The following is a 14,400-nucleotide window of genomic DNA, read 5'->3' as shown; positions in this document are numbered from 1 at the left end:
AGTCGAGGCAACGTATGAATAAACGAACTTCCAAGACAGTCCACTAGCAGCAGCAACCGGCAGCTTTGGCAAAGGGGCAACATCTGCTAACCAGCCTCCCCTACACACCGTTTGCGCTGTCTATGGTGACAAGGCCTCCCCTTGCATGTGCTTTGCATATGCTGGTCGCGCCTCAGGCGAGCATCCTCTTTTGAGTACACCTTCCTGAATTGCCTCTGAATAACTCGCCGATCAGTAACTTGGAGCACCGCGCAGGTCAAGGCCAGGCAGATAAGCGGTTTGGATGAGGCTCAATCGATCATCAGCGAGCAACATCACCGGGGCGAAATCGTTGCCCGGCTGCTGGATGGTCAGGATGCACTGCTGAACACTGCGGAAGATGGCGTGTTCGACAGTTTCCAGCAACAACTCCGTCAGTTCATCGAGCTGGACAACATGCACGCGCGCCTGCGCACCATCCCTTCTTCACCCGACGATACCCAAAGGCCCTGAACCGCTCGCAGCGACTAGAGCTGCCCTGGCTGGTATTGAGACTCGTACTCCAAGCCAGGGCCCGCAGCGAACGAGAAGTGAAGGGCTTTATGAAAGCCGGCCTCGCCGCCAGGCCGTGCCACTCCCGCCGGTTGGCGTGGCTATCGTGAGCGTGCCGGCTGGCGAGCGTTTGCGTTTCAAGGCCCAGGACGATGAAGAAGCAGAACGATCTGAATTTACGCAGCAAGCCAGCTGGACTGGATCAGATGGACGGTGAGGTCTGGGATGCGGTGGGGGTACGAGGGCGGAAGGATCCTTGTGCCGCATGCGCCCCGTTTCCGAGCAAGATCTGCTCTCAGCGCACCTTCAGTGAGCATGAAATCTCTCCAAAGGGGAGGTGAGGCCCCGAAATCCCGGTCTGTCGCGCCTGTTCACACTTGGCACAGTAGCTGCTAATTAATTTACCAGTTGATTAATTAAAAATGAGATCTACTCTCGTAAACGAGGCTGTGTGCCGCCTCCCTGTTTTAGCTGCCGAAAAGGGCCTGCCACCAGGCAAGGCCAGATAACAAATGCTTCAGGAGAAAAAAACGATGCGTGCGTTGATTTATGCTCAGGTGATAGCGGCAACGGTGTTCGGATCGGCTGCGGCCTTGGCCGAGGACATCAAGATTGGCGTCATTCAGCCTTTGACGGGGTCGGTGGCCTACAACGGAGCGGCCGATGTCAACGGCTCCAAACTGGCGGTGGCAGAACGCAACAAGGCCGGCGGGGTGCTCGGCAAACCGGTCCGGCTGGTGATCGAGGACGGCCAGTGCAGCCCCGCCAATTCGGTCAACGCGGCGGAAAAGCTGATCCAGAAGGACAAAGTCGTCGTGCTTTCCGGCGCCTTCTGCAGCTCGGCCACCGCGGCGGTCATGCCGGTCGCGCAGAAGTACAAGCTACCGCTGCTGACCGGTGTGTCCTCAAAGGCCGACCTGACCGAGAAGAACAACCCCTACTTCTTCCGCTCGGCCGAGACCGACGCCTTGCTGGCCAAGGCCTTCGCCAAGATCCTGGCCGATAACCTCAAGCTCAGGAAGGTTGCCTACATCGGTGTTAACGACGACTGGGGCCGGGGCGGGGTCGAGGAGTTCGCGCGCGACCTGTCCGCCCATGGCGTCGAGACGGCCATGACCGAGTACTTCGACCACGGAGCAACCGACTTCTACACCCTGCTGGCCAAGCTGCGTACCTCGGGCGCCGATGGTGTGTTCATTGCTGCGGAAACCCAGGACGGCTCGATTCTGGTCAAGCAACTCAAGGAGTTCGGCATCGACATGAAGGTGTTCGGTGTGGGTTCCTGGGCAACGGCCGACTTCATCAACCTGGTGGGCGACGCAGGCGAGGGTATCTATGCCGCCGTGCCCTACGTCGCCACGCTGCCTGGTGAGCGCAACGAGCTATTCGTCCAGACCTATCAGGCGCAATACAAGACACTCCCCGACAAGTATGCGGCGGCCGGCTACAACGCCACCAACATCCTGATGGACGCCATCGAGCGTGCCGGTTCCACCGAGCCGGAGAAGATCCGCGAGGCCCTGAAGGCGACCGATTACCAGGCACCCAACGGGCGCTACCAGTTCACCGCCAATGGCCAGGCCTATGGCTTCAGCGCGGCGCTGGTGCAAATCGTGGACAAGCAGCCCAGGGTGGTCGCCACCACCTCAGTAGAGGCCCCGACAGCGCTGGCCGCCAAAGGAGAGTGAGGCGTGGACCTGTTCCTGCAATTTCTCGCCAATGGCCTGGTGACCGGTACCTTCTACGCATTGTCCGCCCTGGGGCTGACGTTGATCTTCGGGCTCATGCGGGTGGTGAACTTCGCCCACGGCGAGTTCTACATGCTTGGCGGTGTGCTGGGCTGGTTCGTCACCGCGCACCTGGGGCTGGATTTTTTCTCGGGCTTGGTGCTGGTGGCGGTCGTGATGGCCGGCTTCGGCTGGCTGGTGGACCGCGTACTGATCGAGCGCGTCCGCGGTCAGGGTGAGGAGCCGGGCATCCTGTTGACCATCGGCCTGTCGATCTTCCTGGCCAACACGGCGCTGTTGCTCGCCGGGACCGCACCGCAAAAGATCGCCGGCCCGCTGCCGAATGCGCCGGTGTTCCTCGGGCCGGTGGTTCTGACCGAGATGCGCATCTTCGCCGTGGCGGTGTGCGCAGCGCTCATTCTGGGCGCGCACTTGCTGATCAAGAAGACCAAGCTCGGCCGGGCCATGCGCGCCACCTTCCAGGACCCGATGGCCGCGCAGTTGGCTGGGATCAAGACCGCGCGCGTCTATGCCAGCACCTTTGCCCTCGGTTCGGTACTGGCAGCGTCCTCAGGCATGTTGCTCGGGGCGATCTATTCGGCGCAGGTCACCGTCGGCGGCATCGTCAGCCTGAAGGCCTTCGTGGTGGTCATTCTCGGCGGCATGGGCAGCTTTGCCGGTGCCATCGTCGGCGGCCTGCTGCTGGGCGTCGCCGAGGCCTTTTGGGGTGGCTACGTCTCCACCGGGATGGTGGACATCATCGGCTTCATCATCGTGATCCTGACGCTGATCTTCAAACCCTATGGCCTGTTCTCGGCCCGCGCGGAGAGGGCGTGACATGAAACTCGAACGCAATTCCCTGCTGATCCTGGCGGCGCTGGCGGCGGTATTCCCGCTGCTGGTGACCGACCAGTACCTGCTGCACATCGGCATCATGGTGCTGTTCTACGCCGTGCTGGCCAGCAGCCTGAACCTCATCGTCGGCTATGTGGGGGAATTTTCCCTTGGGCACACGGCTTTCCTGGGCCTTGGGGCCTATACCGCGGCGATCCTGTCGACCCGCTACGGCCTGCCGATGTGGGCCACCGTGCCGCTGGCCGGCCTGCTTTCCGCCGGGCTGGGCTCGCTGATCGGCGCGATCACCTTGCGTCTCCAGGGCCCCTATTTCGTGATCATCACCCTGGCATTCGCCGAAGTGCTGCGCATCATCGCCAACAACTGGGTAGGCGTGACCAACGGGCCCATGGGTATCGCCGGCATCGCACAACCGGACATCCTGGCCAGCGCGTCGACCCTGTTCGCCAAGCGCTTCTACTTCTACATCGCCCTGGCGATCGCCGGCGTAGCGCTGTACCTGGCCTATCGCTTCGTCTACTCGAACACCGGGCGTGCCGCGGTGACGGTGAGGGAAAACCGCTACGTGGCCCAGTCGGTCGGCATCCAGCCGTTCGCCTACGCCATGCGTGCGTTCGTACTCGGGGCGTTCCTCGCCGGGCTCGCCGGCGGGTTCTATGCGCATTACATCTCCTTCGTCGGCGCAGACGTGTTCCGCTTCAGCTTCATGGCCACCATGATCATCATGGTGCTGATCGGCGGCAAAGGCACCCTGCTCGGCCCGCTGGTGGGTGCGCTGCTGGTGACGCTGATGGAAGAGTACCTGCGCGAGGCCCAGGAGCTGCGCATGTCGATCTTCGGCTTGATCGTGATGCTCGTGGTGCTATTCCTGCCCAAGGGGCTGATGGGCTTTCTGACCCTGCGTCGCGAGCGGCGCGGGGACCAGGGGGACGCGCCGGGCTGTACGCCCCACGTCCAGGCGCAGGGAGGTGCCGCATGAGCCAGGTGCAATCCTTTCCGGCTCCGCTGCTGTCCGTGCACGGCCTGGAAAAGACCTTCGGCGGACTCAAGGCCGTGCAGGCCATGAACTTCGAGGTGAAGCCCGGCGAGATCTTCGGCCTGATCGGCCCCAACGGCGCCGGCAAGACGACCTGCTTCAACCTGATCACCGGCTTCTATACGCCGTCGGCGGGCCGGGTGATGTTCCAGGGCGAGGACATTACCGGCCGCAAACCCTACGCCATCGCCCAGAAGGGCCTGGTGCGCAGCTTTCAGAAGACCAATGTGCTCAAGTCGCTGACGGTCTTCGAGAACATCCTGGCTGGACATTATCTCGCTGCCAGGCAGTCCTTGCTGGACACGTTCTTTCCGCGTGCCCATGTCCGCCTGGCCGAGCAGGCCGCGCGGGACAGCGCTGCGCAGATCGTCGAGACCATGGGCCTTGCCAAGCGCCTCAACACGCCGGCTCACGTGCTGTCCTGCGGCGAGCTGCGCTTGCTGGAGGTTGGCGTCGCCCTCGCTGCCAAGCCGACCCTGCTGATGCTCGACGAGCCCGCCGCTGGACTGAACAGCCAGGAAGCGCTGGCCTTCGGCGAGACACTCAAGCAGTTGCGGCGGACGCAGGTCCAGTCGATCGTCATCGTCGAGCACAACATGGGCCTGGTGATGGGGATCTGTGATCGCCTGGTGGTGATGAATTTCGGCCAGAAGCTCGCCGAAGGCACGCCCACCCAGGTGCAAGGCAATCCGCAGGTCGTCGAGGCCTATCTCGGGAAGGCACGCGCATGAATCAGAACACCAGTCCTCTTCTGCAAGTCCGCGGCCTGCACGTGGCCTACGGCAAGACCGCCGCACTGCATGGCATCGACCTTGAGGTCGGCAAGGGCGAGATCGTCGCGCTGATCGGCGCCAACGGGGCCGGCAAGAGCACGACGCTGCGTGCCATTTCCGGGCTGCTAAAGCCCACTGCCGGCTCGATCACTTGGGAAGACAAGCCCATTACCGGCTGGAGCGCCGACCGCGTGGTGGCCCAGGGCATCGCCCACTGCCCGGAAGAGCGGCACATCTGGCCGGCCATGACGGTGAAGGAGAACCTGATGCTGGGGGGCTTCCTGTGCCGCACCCACGCCGAGGTCGAGGAGCGCATCGGCATGGCCTTCCACCGTTTTCCCCGTCTGCGCGAGCGGCAGAAGCAACTGGCCGGCACCCTGAGCGGCGGCGAGCAGCAGATGCTGGCCATCGCCCGTGCGCTGATGTCCGAGCCGCGTCTGCTCCTGCTGGACGAGCCCAGCCTGGGGCTGTCGCCGAAGATGGCGGACGAGGTGTTCACGGTCGTGCAGGAAATCAACGCCCACGGCGTGACCGTGATGATCGTCGAGCAGAACGTCTACAACGCCCTGTCGGTGGCCTCGCGAGCCTATGTCGTGGAAACCGGCCGGATCAGCGCCAGCGATTCGGCCGCCAATCTGTTGCAGGACCCGGACGTTCTCAACGCCTATCTGGGCGCTTGAGCGCGAGGCGTGAGTCAGCGGCGGCGAAGCTTCCGCTGAAAATTAATTGTTCAACCAGTAAGGAAAAGACATGAGCCGTAAGCTGCGTGTAGGCATCATCGGGGCCGGAATCGGAGGTGTGGCCCTGGCGCGCGCCCTGCAGAAGCAGGGCATCGAGTACCACCTGTTCGAGCGCGCCCAGGCCTTTGGCGAAGTGGGTGCCGGCGTGCAAATGACGCCCAATGCCGTCAAGGTCCTCAAGGCGCTGGGGCTGGAGGCCGGACTGCAACGCATCGGCTTCCTGCCGGAAGCCATGGTCGGCCGCAACTGGGAGACCGCCAACGAGCTGTTTCGCACTCCGCTGAAGGAGAACTGCCCGAAGGTGTACGGCGCCGAGTTCTTCCACGTGCACCGGGCGGACCTGCACGCCATCCTCTCGGAAGACATCCCTGCCGACCGCGTGACCTTCGGCGTGCAGTGCACGGGCGTGATCCGTAACGAGCATTCGGCCGTGGCCCTGTTCTCCGATGGATCGAGCTTCGAGGCGGACCTCGTCGTCGGCGCCGACGGCATTCATTCGGCCGTCCGCGGTGCCCTCTGGGGCGATGACGAGCCGCAGTTCACCGGTCACATGTGCTGGCGTGCCCTGGTGCCGGTGGAGCAGCATCCCTTGCCCTTCGTCAGCCCCGACGCCTCCTTCTGGATGGGCCCCAAGGCCCATGTGGTGACTTACTACGTCAAGGGCGGCAAGGCGGTGAACATCGTCGCCGTGGCCGAGAGCGAGGAGTGGGTGAAGGAGTCCTGGACCGAGCCGAGCTCGACCGAGGAACTGCTGGACGCCTATGCCGGCTGGCATGCCAACCTGATCCAGCTCTTCGAGCGCACCGACCCGACCCAGACCTACAAGTGGGGCCTGTTCGACCACGACCCCATGGCCCGCTGGTCCAGCGGTCACGCCACGCTGCTGGGCGATGCGGCGCATCCCATGCTGCCTTTCCTTTCCCAGGGCGCGGCCATGGCCATCGAGGACGGCTACGTACTGGCCCAGGCGCTGGTCCACTTCGGCGACGACGTGCCCGCCGCGCTGGAGGCCTACGAGACCGAACGCCGTCCACGCACGTCCATGGTCCAGCTGCAGGCGCGCGAGCGCGGCCGCACCTACCACCTGTCCTCGCCCGAAGAGCTGCGCCGGCGCGACCTGGCCTACCAGCAGGAACAGGCGAAGAACCCCAATGCGGTCGGCATTCGCGCCGAGTGGATCTACGAGTACGACGCCACCACCTGCCGCGAGCGTTTCGAAGCCGAACCCGTGGCGGTCTAGGAGAACAGCATGCAAAAGCTCTATCGCATCGGCCAGATCGTGCCGAGTTCCAACACCACCATGGAAACCGAGATCCCGGCGATGCTTGCCGCTCGCCAACTGATCCGGCCCGAGCGTTTCACCTTCCACTCCAGCCGCATGCGTATGAAGCATGTGAAGAAGGAGGAGCTGGCGGCGATGGACGCCGAGTCCGACCGCTGTGCCGCGGAGCTGTCCGACGCCCGCGTCGACGTGCTCGGCTATGCCTGCCTGGTGGCGATCATGAGCATGGGGCGTGGCTATCACCGCGAGTCCCAGGCACGCCTGACTCAGGTGACCCGTGACAACGACGCCGAAGCCCAGGTCATCACCAGCGCCGGCGCCCTGGTCGACGGACTCAAGGTGCTCGGCGCCAGGCGTATCGCCCTGGTCGCGCCCTACATGAAGCCGTTGACCGAGCTGGTGGTCGACTACATCCAGCACGAAGGCATCGAGGTGAAGGTCTGGCACGCCCTGGAGATCCCCGACAACCTCGCCGTCGCCCGCCACGACCCGGCCAATCTGCCGGGCATCGTCGCCGACCTGGACCTGGAGGGCGTCGACGCCATCGTGCTCTCCGCCTGCGTGCAGATGCCCTCGCTCGGCGCCGTCGCCACGGTGGAAGCCCAGACCGGCAAGCCGGTGCTCACCGCGGCGATCGCCACCACCTACGCCATGCTCAAGGCGTTGAACCTCGAACCCATCGTCCCGGGCGCCGGCGCGCTGCTGTCCGGTGCCTACTGAGGAGTTGCCCATGAGTCACTACCTGTACGGCGCCAACATCCAGGCCAACGGCATCCGCCAGCACTACCTGCGCTACGGGGGCCAGGGCCTGCCGATCATCCTGATCCCCGGCATCACCAGCCCGGCGGTGACTTGGGGCTTCGTGGCCGAGCGGCTGGGGCGGCACTTCGACGTGTACGTGCTCGACGTGCGTGGCCGCGGCCTGTCGGAGGCCTCGCCGAGCCTGGACTACAGCCTCGACGCCCAGGCCGCCGACGTCGCAGCCCTCGCCGAAGCGCTGGGCCTGGAGTGCTTCGCCGTGGTCGGCCACTCGATGGGCGGGCGCATCGCTATCCGCATGGCCCGTGCCCACCGGCTGCCCGGTCTGGAGCGGCTAGTGCTCATCGACCCGCCAGTCTCCGGCCCCGGCCGCCGGCCCTACCCGAGTGCGCTGCCCTGGTACGTCGACTCAATCCGCCAGTCGCTCGGGGGCATGAGCGCCGAGGACATGCGCGCCTTCTGTCCCAGTTGGACCGACGAGCAACTGCGCCTGCGCGCCGAGTGGCTGCACACCTGCGACGAGCGCGCCGTGGTCGCCAGCTACCGCGGCTTCCACGAGGACGACATCCACCAGGACCTGCCGCATATCGGCGTGCCGACTCTGCTGATGGTGGCTGGGCGCGGCGACGTGCTGCTGCCGGAAGACATCGAGGCATTCCAAGGCCTGCTGCCGGACCTGACCGTCGCCAGGGTGCCCAACGCCGGACACATGATCCCCTGGGACGATGAGGAAGGCTTCTACCAGGCGTTCGGCACCTTCCTCGGCAAATCCATTTAGCTCTGGGCATATCACGTTCGGGAGAACAACCACATGGCCATCAGCGACAACGTACTGATCGACGCCTGGAAACAGGTACTCACGCTTTCCCAGCTCAAGGCCGGCGACGTGGTCACCGTGCTGACCAGCGATACCACCCACCCGCAGACCCTGCGCACCGCCCTAGTCGCCGCCGGCAGCCTCGGCGCGCGGGTCAACCGGCTCGACCTGCCGCCGGTCAATGGCGAAAAGGCCCACAGCCGCGACAGCCTGGCCTACCTGGGCACCACCCCGCTCACCGGCAACCGCGCCGCCATCGCCGCGCTCAAGGAGAGCGACCTGGTGCTGGACCTGATGACCCTGCTGTTCTCCCCCGAACAGCACGACATCCTCGCCTCCGGCACCAAAATCCTGCTCGCCGTCGAGCCGCCGGAAGTGCTGGCCCGCATGGTGCCTACGGAGGCCGACCGCGCCCGCGTCGACCGCGCCGCCGCCCAGCTCGAGGGCGCCCGGGAAATGCACGTCACTTCCGCCGCTGGCACCGACCTGCGCTGCCCGCTGGGGCAGTACCCGGTGATCCAGGAATACGGTTTCGTCGATCAGCCCGGCCGCTGGGATCACTGGCCGAGCGGCTTCATTCTCACCTGGCCCAACGAGGCGCAGGCCAATGGCCGCATCGTCCTGGACCGCGGTGACATCCTCCTCCCGCAAAAACGCTACGTGGGCGAGCCGATCACCCTGACGGTCAAGGAGGGCTTCGTCACCGCCATCGAGGGCGGCCTGGACGCCGACCTGCTCAAGGACTACATGGCCTCTTTCGACGACCCGCAGGCCTATGCGCTGTCGCATATCGGCTGGGGCCTGCAATCGCGGGCGCGCTGGTCGACCCTGTCGCTTTACGACCGCGAGGCCACCATCGGCATGGACGCCCGCGCCTTCGAAGGCAACTTCCTGTTCTCCATGGGCCCGAACAACGAGGCCGGTGGCGACCGCGTCACCGCGTGCCACATCGACATCCCGATGCGCCACTGCACTGTCCGCCTGGACGGCCAGGTGGTGGTCGAGAACGGCCGTGTCATCGGCAATCCGCTTTATCAGGAGTGATGCCATGCAACGCGACGAGGCGGTCTACCAGCGCCAGGGTTTCGGGGCCCAACTGGGCCTTCACGGGCAGATCGGTCTGCTCATCATCGATTTCGTCAACGGCTTCGCCGATCCGGCGGTATTCGGCGGCGGCAACATTCCCGAGGCGATCCGGGCCACCGTACCGGTGCTGGCCGAGGCCCGCCGGCGCGGCTGGCCGGTGGCGCACAGCCGGATCGTGTTCGCCGACGACGGCGCCGATCGCAACATCTTCGCGCTCAAGGTCCCGAGCATGCTGACCCTCACCGAGCAGGCGCACATCAGCGCCATCGTGCCGGAGCTGGAGCCCGCCGAGGGCGAGTTGGTGGTACGCAAGACGGTGCCGTCAGCCTTTTTCGGCACGGGCCTTTCGTCCTGGCTGACCCAGCGCAGCGTGCAGACCCTGCTGGTGGCCGGCGCGGTAACTAGCGGCTGCGTGCGGGCCAGCGTGGTGGACGCCATGTCCTACGGCTTCCGCCCCGTAGTGCTGGCGGACTGCGTGGGCGACCGTGCCCTGGCCCCGCACGAGGCGAACCTGTTCGACATGGGGCAGAAGAATGCCGACGTGATGGTTTCGGAACGTCTGTTCGAGACGCTGGCCCCCTTCACGGCGTAAGAAGCCACGGCTGTCGCATGCCGTGACACGGGCATGCGGCAAGCCCCCATAACTGCCAATCGAGTATTGAAACAAGCGCCCTGGAGAAGTTTCTTCAGTGGGCCTGGGGTCGCTTTGCCTTCTTCTCGAATAACAAAAGCAAATAACAATAAAAAATCAGTTTCGACTCATCTGCCGCTATCCCTTTACTAGAACTGGCAACGAGGCTTTGGCATGAATTCATTGAACTTGAAGACGAGAACTTCCGCGGTTTCCCTTGCGGCCGCGGCGGCACTTTCCTCTTCACAACTTTTCGCGGGCGGCTTCGTGGAGGACAGCAAGGCCGGTCTGGAACTGCGCAACTTCTACTTCAACCGGGAATTCCGCAGCTCCAACGCCGCACAGAGCACGGCGGTGGAGTGGGCGCAGGGCTTCATGCTGCGTTACGAATCGGGTTTCACCGAGGGGCCGATCGGCTTTGGCCTGGACGGGCTGGCGTATCTCGGCGTGAAACTCGATTCCGGCTCAGGCCGCAGCGGTACCGGCCTTTTGCCCACCGGCGATTCGGGCGATTCCGCCGACGACTACTCCAAACTGGGCGCGACGGCCAAGGTGCGCGTCTCCGATACGGTACTGCGTGCCGGCACCCTGCAACCGAAGCTGCCGGTGGTGCAATACAGTGACCTGCGCCTGCTGCCCTCGGTTTTCCAGGGCGCCGCGCTGACCTCGACGGAGTGGAAAGACCTCACGTTGGACTTCGGCAATCTGAGCCGGATCAACAAGCGCGACTCCACCGATTTCGAAAAAATGGTCGTGACCAACGGTGCGAGCCGCAACATCACGCTGCGCTCCAGCGGCATCGATGCGGACAGTTTCGTCTACGGTGGCGGCACCTATAAATGGAACAGCGGGCTGACCACCAGCTATCACTTCGGCCAGCTGGAAAACTTCTACAAGCAGCATGCGCTCGGACTGGCCTATACCCATCCGCTGGGTGAGAACAGTTCGTTGAAAGCCGATCTGCGCTGGGCAAGGTCCACCGACGACGGCAACGGCGTGGCTGGCGACGGCATCGACAACAACACCCTGGACGGCATGCTGACCTACTCCCTGGGACACCATGCGTTCAGCGCCGCCTACCAGAAAATGAGCGGAGACACGGGTTATGCCTATATCTCCGGCACCAACCCCTACCTGGTCAACTTTCTGGTGGTCGGCGACTATGCCAACAAGGACGAGAACTCCTGGCAACTTCGATATGACTACAACTTCGCCGGCGTCGGCCTTCCGGGTCTGAACTTCATGACGCTCTATGCCTCGGGCGACAACATCGACCTGGGCATGGCGAAAGAGGGCAAGGAGTGGGAGCGCAACACGGTACTCAGTTATGTGGTCCAGAGTGGCTCGCTGAAGAATCTGGGGATCAAGTGGGTCAACGCGATCTACCGCAACAACTTCTCCAGTGATTACAACGATAACCGCGTTGTCATCAGCTATACCCTTCCGCTGCTGTAAGCGAAATTACGCCTGAGAAGAAGTCCGGGAACTCCCGGATTTCTTTATTTCGGGGGAATGCTGGTTACCCCCGCGCGAATTCCTCTACACCCCCTTCGCCTTCTGGCCATTGCGCCGCCTTTTGGCTTTCTCGCAAGGTCGTTGGCAAGGCGCCGTGCACAGCCGATGCACGTCGCCGGGGCCAGCTTGGTTACACTGTGACGACTTGAGTGGCCCCACCAGCCTTTGGAGCACCATGAATAACGTCAATGTTAGCGGCCGCCGGGGCGTCAGCGCCAAGCGCAGCCGCGTCTCGACCCGAAACAAGCCGGGGCGCCCCGAGGGCTCGAGCAACGTGCGCGACGAGATTCTCGACGCGGCCGAACTGCTGTTCGCCAATCTGGGCTATGCCGGTACCACGCTGCGTGAAGTGGCGGAGGCCGCGAAGGTAACCCAGGCGCTGATCAACTATTACTTCGGATCCAAGTACGGCTTGTTCGAAGAGGTGTTTCTGCGCAGGGGGCGCAAGATCTCCGACGAGCGACTCGGCCGTCTCGAAGACTTGAAGCGTGCCGGGCCGTTGCAGGTGAAGGACATTGTTAACGCCTTCCTGATGCCGACGCTGGCGCTGCGCAGTACCAAGGCGGGACGCGCCTTCATTCGCCTGCAGGCCCGTCTGCACACGGAACCGCCGGAAATTTCCTACAAGCTGCGGAACGACGCCTATGACATTTCCACCAAGGCTTACGTCGAGGCATTTCGCGCCGCCTTGCCGCATATCAGCGAATGCGAGGCCTACTGGCGCGTGACCCTGATGGTCGGTGCCTACATGTACGCCTTTTCCGACACCCACCGCCTGGACCAGCTCGCGGGAGACGTCTGCAACCCCGACGACTCTCAGGAGGTCCTGAAGCAGATGAGCGCCTTCGTCACCGCGGGGATGCAGGCGCCTTCCTGCCGATAGAACGGTATGCCGGTTGGATGAGCGCCGCCCGTTCACCTTACGGAGGTGTTGCGCGGCCCGCCGACTTCGGTATTGGGCCCCGTTGAGAACAGGAAAATTGCCCTGGAAGGCGTGCATCCATACCGATGGCATCGTTCTTGTCATGCATGCCGACGGCGGTCCACTCCGCCCTCGGTTGCAGCCCGTCCAGTCGATATGGGACAGGGCGAACACCTCACTGGGAGCCGCGGCTGGTGAGAAAGCGCGTGCTGGAGACCTCGGGCGAGGTTGTGGCACCCGTGCAGCAATTGCTGGCCTAGCAGCCTGTCGGACTTTCTCGCTTCATCTGAGGATAATCCCGGCACCGCCTAGCCGATGCCCCGTATGAGCCGCCTTCGCCCGATCGACCGCAAGACCGACTACCTGCTTCCGCCGTCGCTGGACGACTGGTTGCCTGAAGACCACCTGGCCCGTTTCATTCTCGAAGCCATCGAACGACTCGACCTGGGCGCGCTGACCCGCGTATGGCGGACGCGGCAGCGCCGCCTATCACCCCGAGGTGCTGCCCAGTCTGCTGGTCTACGGCTATACCAGCGGGACCTTTTCCAGTCGCAAGATCGAACGCGCCACTTACGACTCGCTCGCCTTCCGTTACCTGGCCGCCGGCAGCCACTCCGATCACGATACCCTGGCCAGCTTCCGCCGCCGTTTCCTCGACGAGTTGGCCGATATCTTCCTCCAGGTGCTGGAACTGGCAGGCGAAATGAAGCTGCTCAAGCTCGGCACCATCAGCCTCGACGGTACCAAGCTACACGCTAATGCCTCACGCCACAGCGCGCTTTCCTATGGCCATATCCAGGTGCTCGAGCGCCAGCTCAAGGACGAAGTGCAGGAGCTCCTGGCACTGGCCGAGAGCGCCGACCAGGCGGAGCTCCCCGACGGCATCGACCTGCCCGACGAGATCAAGCGCCGGCAAGATCGCCTGCTCGCCATGGACGCCGCCAAGGCCAAGATCGAGGCGCGCGCCCGCGTGCGTTTCGAACAGGATCAGGCCGCCTACCAAGAGAAACTCGCCAAGCGTGCGGCGCGTGCCGCACAAACCGGTAAGAAGCCTGGCGGCAAGCCGCCCAAAGCCCCGCTGCAAGGGCCTGCGGCGCACGAGCAAATCAACCTCACCGACGAAGACTCGCGCATCATGCGGGTGACCGACGGCGGCTTCGAGCAGTGCTACAACGCCCAGGCAGCGGTGGATACCGACACGCTGCTGGTGGTGGCCCAGGACCTGACTCAGGCGGGCAACGACAAGCAACAAGTCGTCCCCATGCTGGCCGAGCTCAAGGCGCTACCGGCCTCGTTGGGCCAGGTGCAGGCGCTGCTCGGGGACTGTGGATACAACAGCGAAGGCAACATTGCCGCCTGCGAAGCGGCCGACATCGAACCCTACCTGGCGGTGGCACGCGAAGACCACCACCCCGACTGGCGGGCACGCTTCGAGGAACCGGCACCGCTCGACGCGGATGCCAGCGCCCAACAGCGCATGGCGCACAAACTCAAGAGTCAGCCGGGACGCCGCCTCTATGCGCTGCGCAAACAGACGGTGGAGCCGGTGTTCGGCATCATCAAATCGGTCATGGGATTCCGTCAGTTTCTGCTGCGGGGCATGGACAAGGTGAGCGGGGAATGGCGCCTGGTCTGTCTGGCCTGGAATTTGAAACGCATGGCCGTTTTGCGCCACAAATCCGTCCCATGCAGGTAAAGATGGGCTAAACCCGCTCGAACTCTGGAA

The 14,400-nt window shown here is 64.0% G+C and carries 13 protein-coding genes and 2 pseudogenes; 14 read left to right on the top strand and 1 reads right to left on the bottom strand.

Going from position 1 to position 14,400, the window contains the following annotated elements; translation table 11 throughout:
- The first annotated feature begins 279 nt into the window (after nucleotides 1-279).
- The 13 genes from IN820_RS22545 (at nucleotide 280) to IN820_RS07340 (ending at nucleotide 12,635) form a co-directional block, all read left to right on the top strand.
- On the top strand, nucleotides 280-492 hold the full coding sequence (locus IN820_RS22545) for a DUF3375 family protein (protein ID WP_235989093.1): 213 nt from the start codon (nucleotides 280-282) through the stop codon (nucleotides 490-492).
- 551 nt (nucleotides 493-1,043) lie between these two features.
- Nucleotides 1,044-2,219 (top strand): ABC transporter substrate-binding protein, encoded by a 1,176-nt coding sequence (locus IN820_RS07395; RefSeq protein WP_207793533.1) that lies wholly within the window; start codon nucleotides 1,044-1,046, stop codon nucleotides 2,217-2,219.
- A 3-nt stretch (nucleotides 2,220-2,222) separates the two neighbouring features.
- The gene (locus tag IN820_RS07390; protein WP_193680357.1) at nucleotides 2,223-3,095 is read left to right on the top strand and encodes a branched-chain amino acid ABC transporter permease; all 873 of its coding nucleotides are present in this window, start codon (nucleotides 2,223-2,225) and stop codon (nucleotides 3,093-3,095) included.
- 1 nt (nucleotide 3,096) lies between these two features.
- Nucleotides 3,097-4,092 (top strand): branched-chain amino acid ABC transporter permease, encoded by a 996-nt coding sequence (locus tag IN820_RS07385; RefSeq protein WP_193680356.1) that lies wholly within the window; start codon nucleotides 3,097-3,099, stop codon nucleotides 4,090-4,092.
- The gene (locus tag IN820_RS07380) at nucleotides 4,089-4,880 is read left to right on the top strand and encodes an ABC transporter ATP-binding protein (protein ID WP_193680355.1); all 792 of its coding nucleotides are present in this window, start codon (nucleotides 4,089-4,091) and stop codon (nucleotides 4,878-4,880) included. The genes IN820_RS07385 and IN820_RS07380 overlap by 4 nt, the downstream gene beginning before the upstream one ends.
- The gene (locus IN820_RS07375) at nucleotides 4,877-5,602 is read left to right on the top strand and encodes an ABC transporter ATP-binding protein (protein WP_193680354.1); all 726 of its coding nucleotides are present in this window, start codon (nucleotides 4,877-4,879) and stop codon (nucleotides 5,600-5,602) included. The genes IN820_RS07380 and IN820_RS07375 overlap by 4 nt, the downstream gene beginning before the upstream one ends.
- A 70-nt stretch (nucleotides 5,603-5,672) precedes the next feature.
- Nucleotides 5,673-6,902: an FAD-dependent monooxygenase gene (locus IN820_RS07370; RefSeq protein WP_193680353.1), complete on the top strand. Its 1,230-nt coding sequence runs from the start codon at nucleotides 5,673-5,675 to the stop codon at nucleotides 6,900-6,902.
- A 9-nt stretch (nucleotides 6,903-6,911) separates the two neighbouring features.
- A complete protein-coding gene (locus tag IN820_RS07365) occupies nucleotides 6,912-7,664 on the top strand; it encodes a maleate cis-trans isomerase family protein (protein WP_207793532.1) in 753 nt (250 codons plus the stop codon).
- A 10-nt stretch (nucleotides 7,665-7,674) separates the two neighbouring features.
- Nucleotides 7,675-8,481 (top strand): alpha/beta hydrolase, encoded by an 807-nt coding sequence (locus tag IN820_RS07360; protein WP_193680352.1) that lies wholly within the window; start codon nucleotides 7,675-7,677, stop codon nucleotides 8,479-8,481.
- A gap of 33 nt (nucleotides 8,482-8,514) precedes the next feature.
- A complete protein-coding gene (locus IN820_RS07355) occupies nucleotides 8,515-9,564 on the top strand; it encodes a M29 family metallopeptidase (RefSeq protein WP_193680351.1) in 1,050 nt (349 codons plus the stop codon).
- Nucleotides 9,565-9,568: 4 nt separating this feature from the next.
- The gene (locus tag IN820_RS07350) at nucleotides 9,569-10,198 is read left to right on the top strand and encodes an isochorismatase family protein (RefSeq protein WP_193680350.1); all 630 of its coding nucleotides are present in this window, start codon (nucleotides 9,569-9,571) and stop codon (nucleotides 10,196-10,198) included.
- A gap of 213 nt (nucleotides 10,199-10,411) precedes the next feature.
- Nucleotides 10,412-11,692 (top strand): OprD family porin, encoded by a 1,281-nt coding sequence (locus IN820_RS07345; protein WP_193680349.1) that lies wholly within the window; start codon nucleotides 10,412-10,414, stop codon nucleotides 11,690-11,692.
- A 235-nt stretch (nucleotides 11,693-11,927) separates the two neighbouring features.
- Nucleotides 11,928-12,635, top strand: coding sequence for a TetR/AcrR family transcriptional regulator (locus tag IN820_RS07340; RefSeq protein ID WP_193680348.1), 708 nt, complete (start codon nucleotides 11,928-11,930; stop codon nucleotides 12,633-12,635).
- 44 nt (nucleotides 12,636-12,679) lie between these two features.
- Here the strand turns inward: IN820_RS07340 and IN820_RS22540 are convergent.
- Nucleotides 12,680-12,851: pseudogene (locus tag IN820_RS22540) on the bottom strand (2,5-dihydroxypyridine 5,6-dioxygenase); the annotation flags it as partial.
- Between the two features lie 147 nt (nucleotides 12,852-12,998).
- Between IN820_RS22540 and IN820_RS07335 the strand changes: the two are divergent.
- A pseudogene (locus IN820_RS07335) lies at nucleotides 12,999-14,370 on the top strand (IS1182 family transposase).
- Nucleotides 14,371-14,400: the final 30 nt, after the last annotated feature.

This window comes from Pseudomonas lopnurensis (assembly GCF_015070855.1).
Classification (GTDB): Bacteria; Pseudomonadota; Gammaproteobacteria; order Pseudomonadales; family Pseudomonadaceae; genus Stutzerimonas; species Stutzerimonas lopnurensis.
Note: the sequence above shows the minus strand (reverse complement) of the source record. Positions and strands in the feature narration are given on the sequence as shown.

Coding starts and splice junctions, on each gene's coding strand:
- IN820_RS07395 (WP_207793533.1), top strand. CDS start 1,044: ATGCTTCAGGAGAAAAAAACGATGCGTGCGTTGATTTATGCTCAGGTG.
- IN820_RS07385 (WP_193680356.1), top strand. CDS start 3,097: ATGAAACTCGAACGCAATTCCCTGCTGATCCTGGCGGCGCTGGCGGCG.
- IN820_RS07380 (WP_193680355.1), top strand. CDS start 4,089: ATGAGCCAGGTGCAATCCTTTCCGGCTCCGCTGCTGTCCGTGCACGGC.
- IN820_RS07375 (WP_193680354.1), top strand. CDS start 4,877: ATGAATCAGAACACCAGTCCTCTTCTGCAAGTCCGCGGCCTGCACGTG.
- IN820_RS07370 (WP_193680353.1), top strand. CDS start 5,673: ATGAGCCGTAAGCTGCGTGTAGGCATCATCGGGGCCGGAATCGGAGGT.
- IN820_RS07365 (WP_207793532.1), top strand. CDS start 6,912: ATGCAAAAGCTCTATCGCATCGGCCAGATCGTGCCGAGTTCCAACACC.
- IN820_RS07360 (WP_193680352.1), top strand. CDS start 7,675: ATGAGTCACTACCTGTACGGCGCCAACATCCAGGCCAACGGCATCCGC.
- IN820_RS07355 (WP_193680351.1), top strand. CDS start 8,515: ATGGCCATCAGCGACAACGTACTGATCGACGCCTGGAAACAGGTACTC.
- IN820_RS07350 (WP_193680350.1), top strand. CDS start 9,569: ATGCAACGCGACGAGGCGGTCTACCAGCGCCAGGGTTTCGGGGCCCAA.
- IN820_RS07345 (WP_193680349.1), top strand. CDS start 10,412: ATGAATTCATTGAACTTGAAGACGAGAACTTCCGCGGTTTCCCTTGCG.
- IN820_RS07340 (WP_193680348.1), top strand. CDS start 11,928: ATGAATAACGTCAATGTTAGCGGCCGCCGGGGCGTCAGCGCCAAGCGC.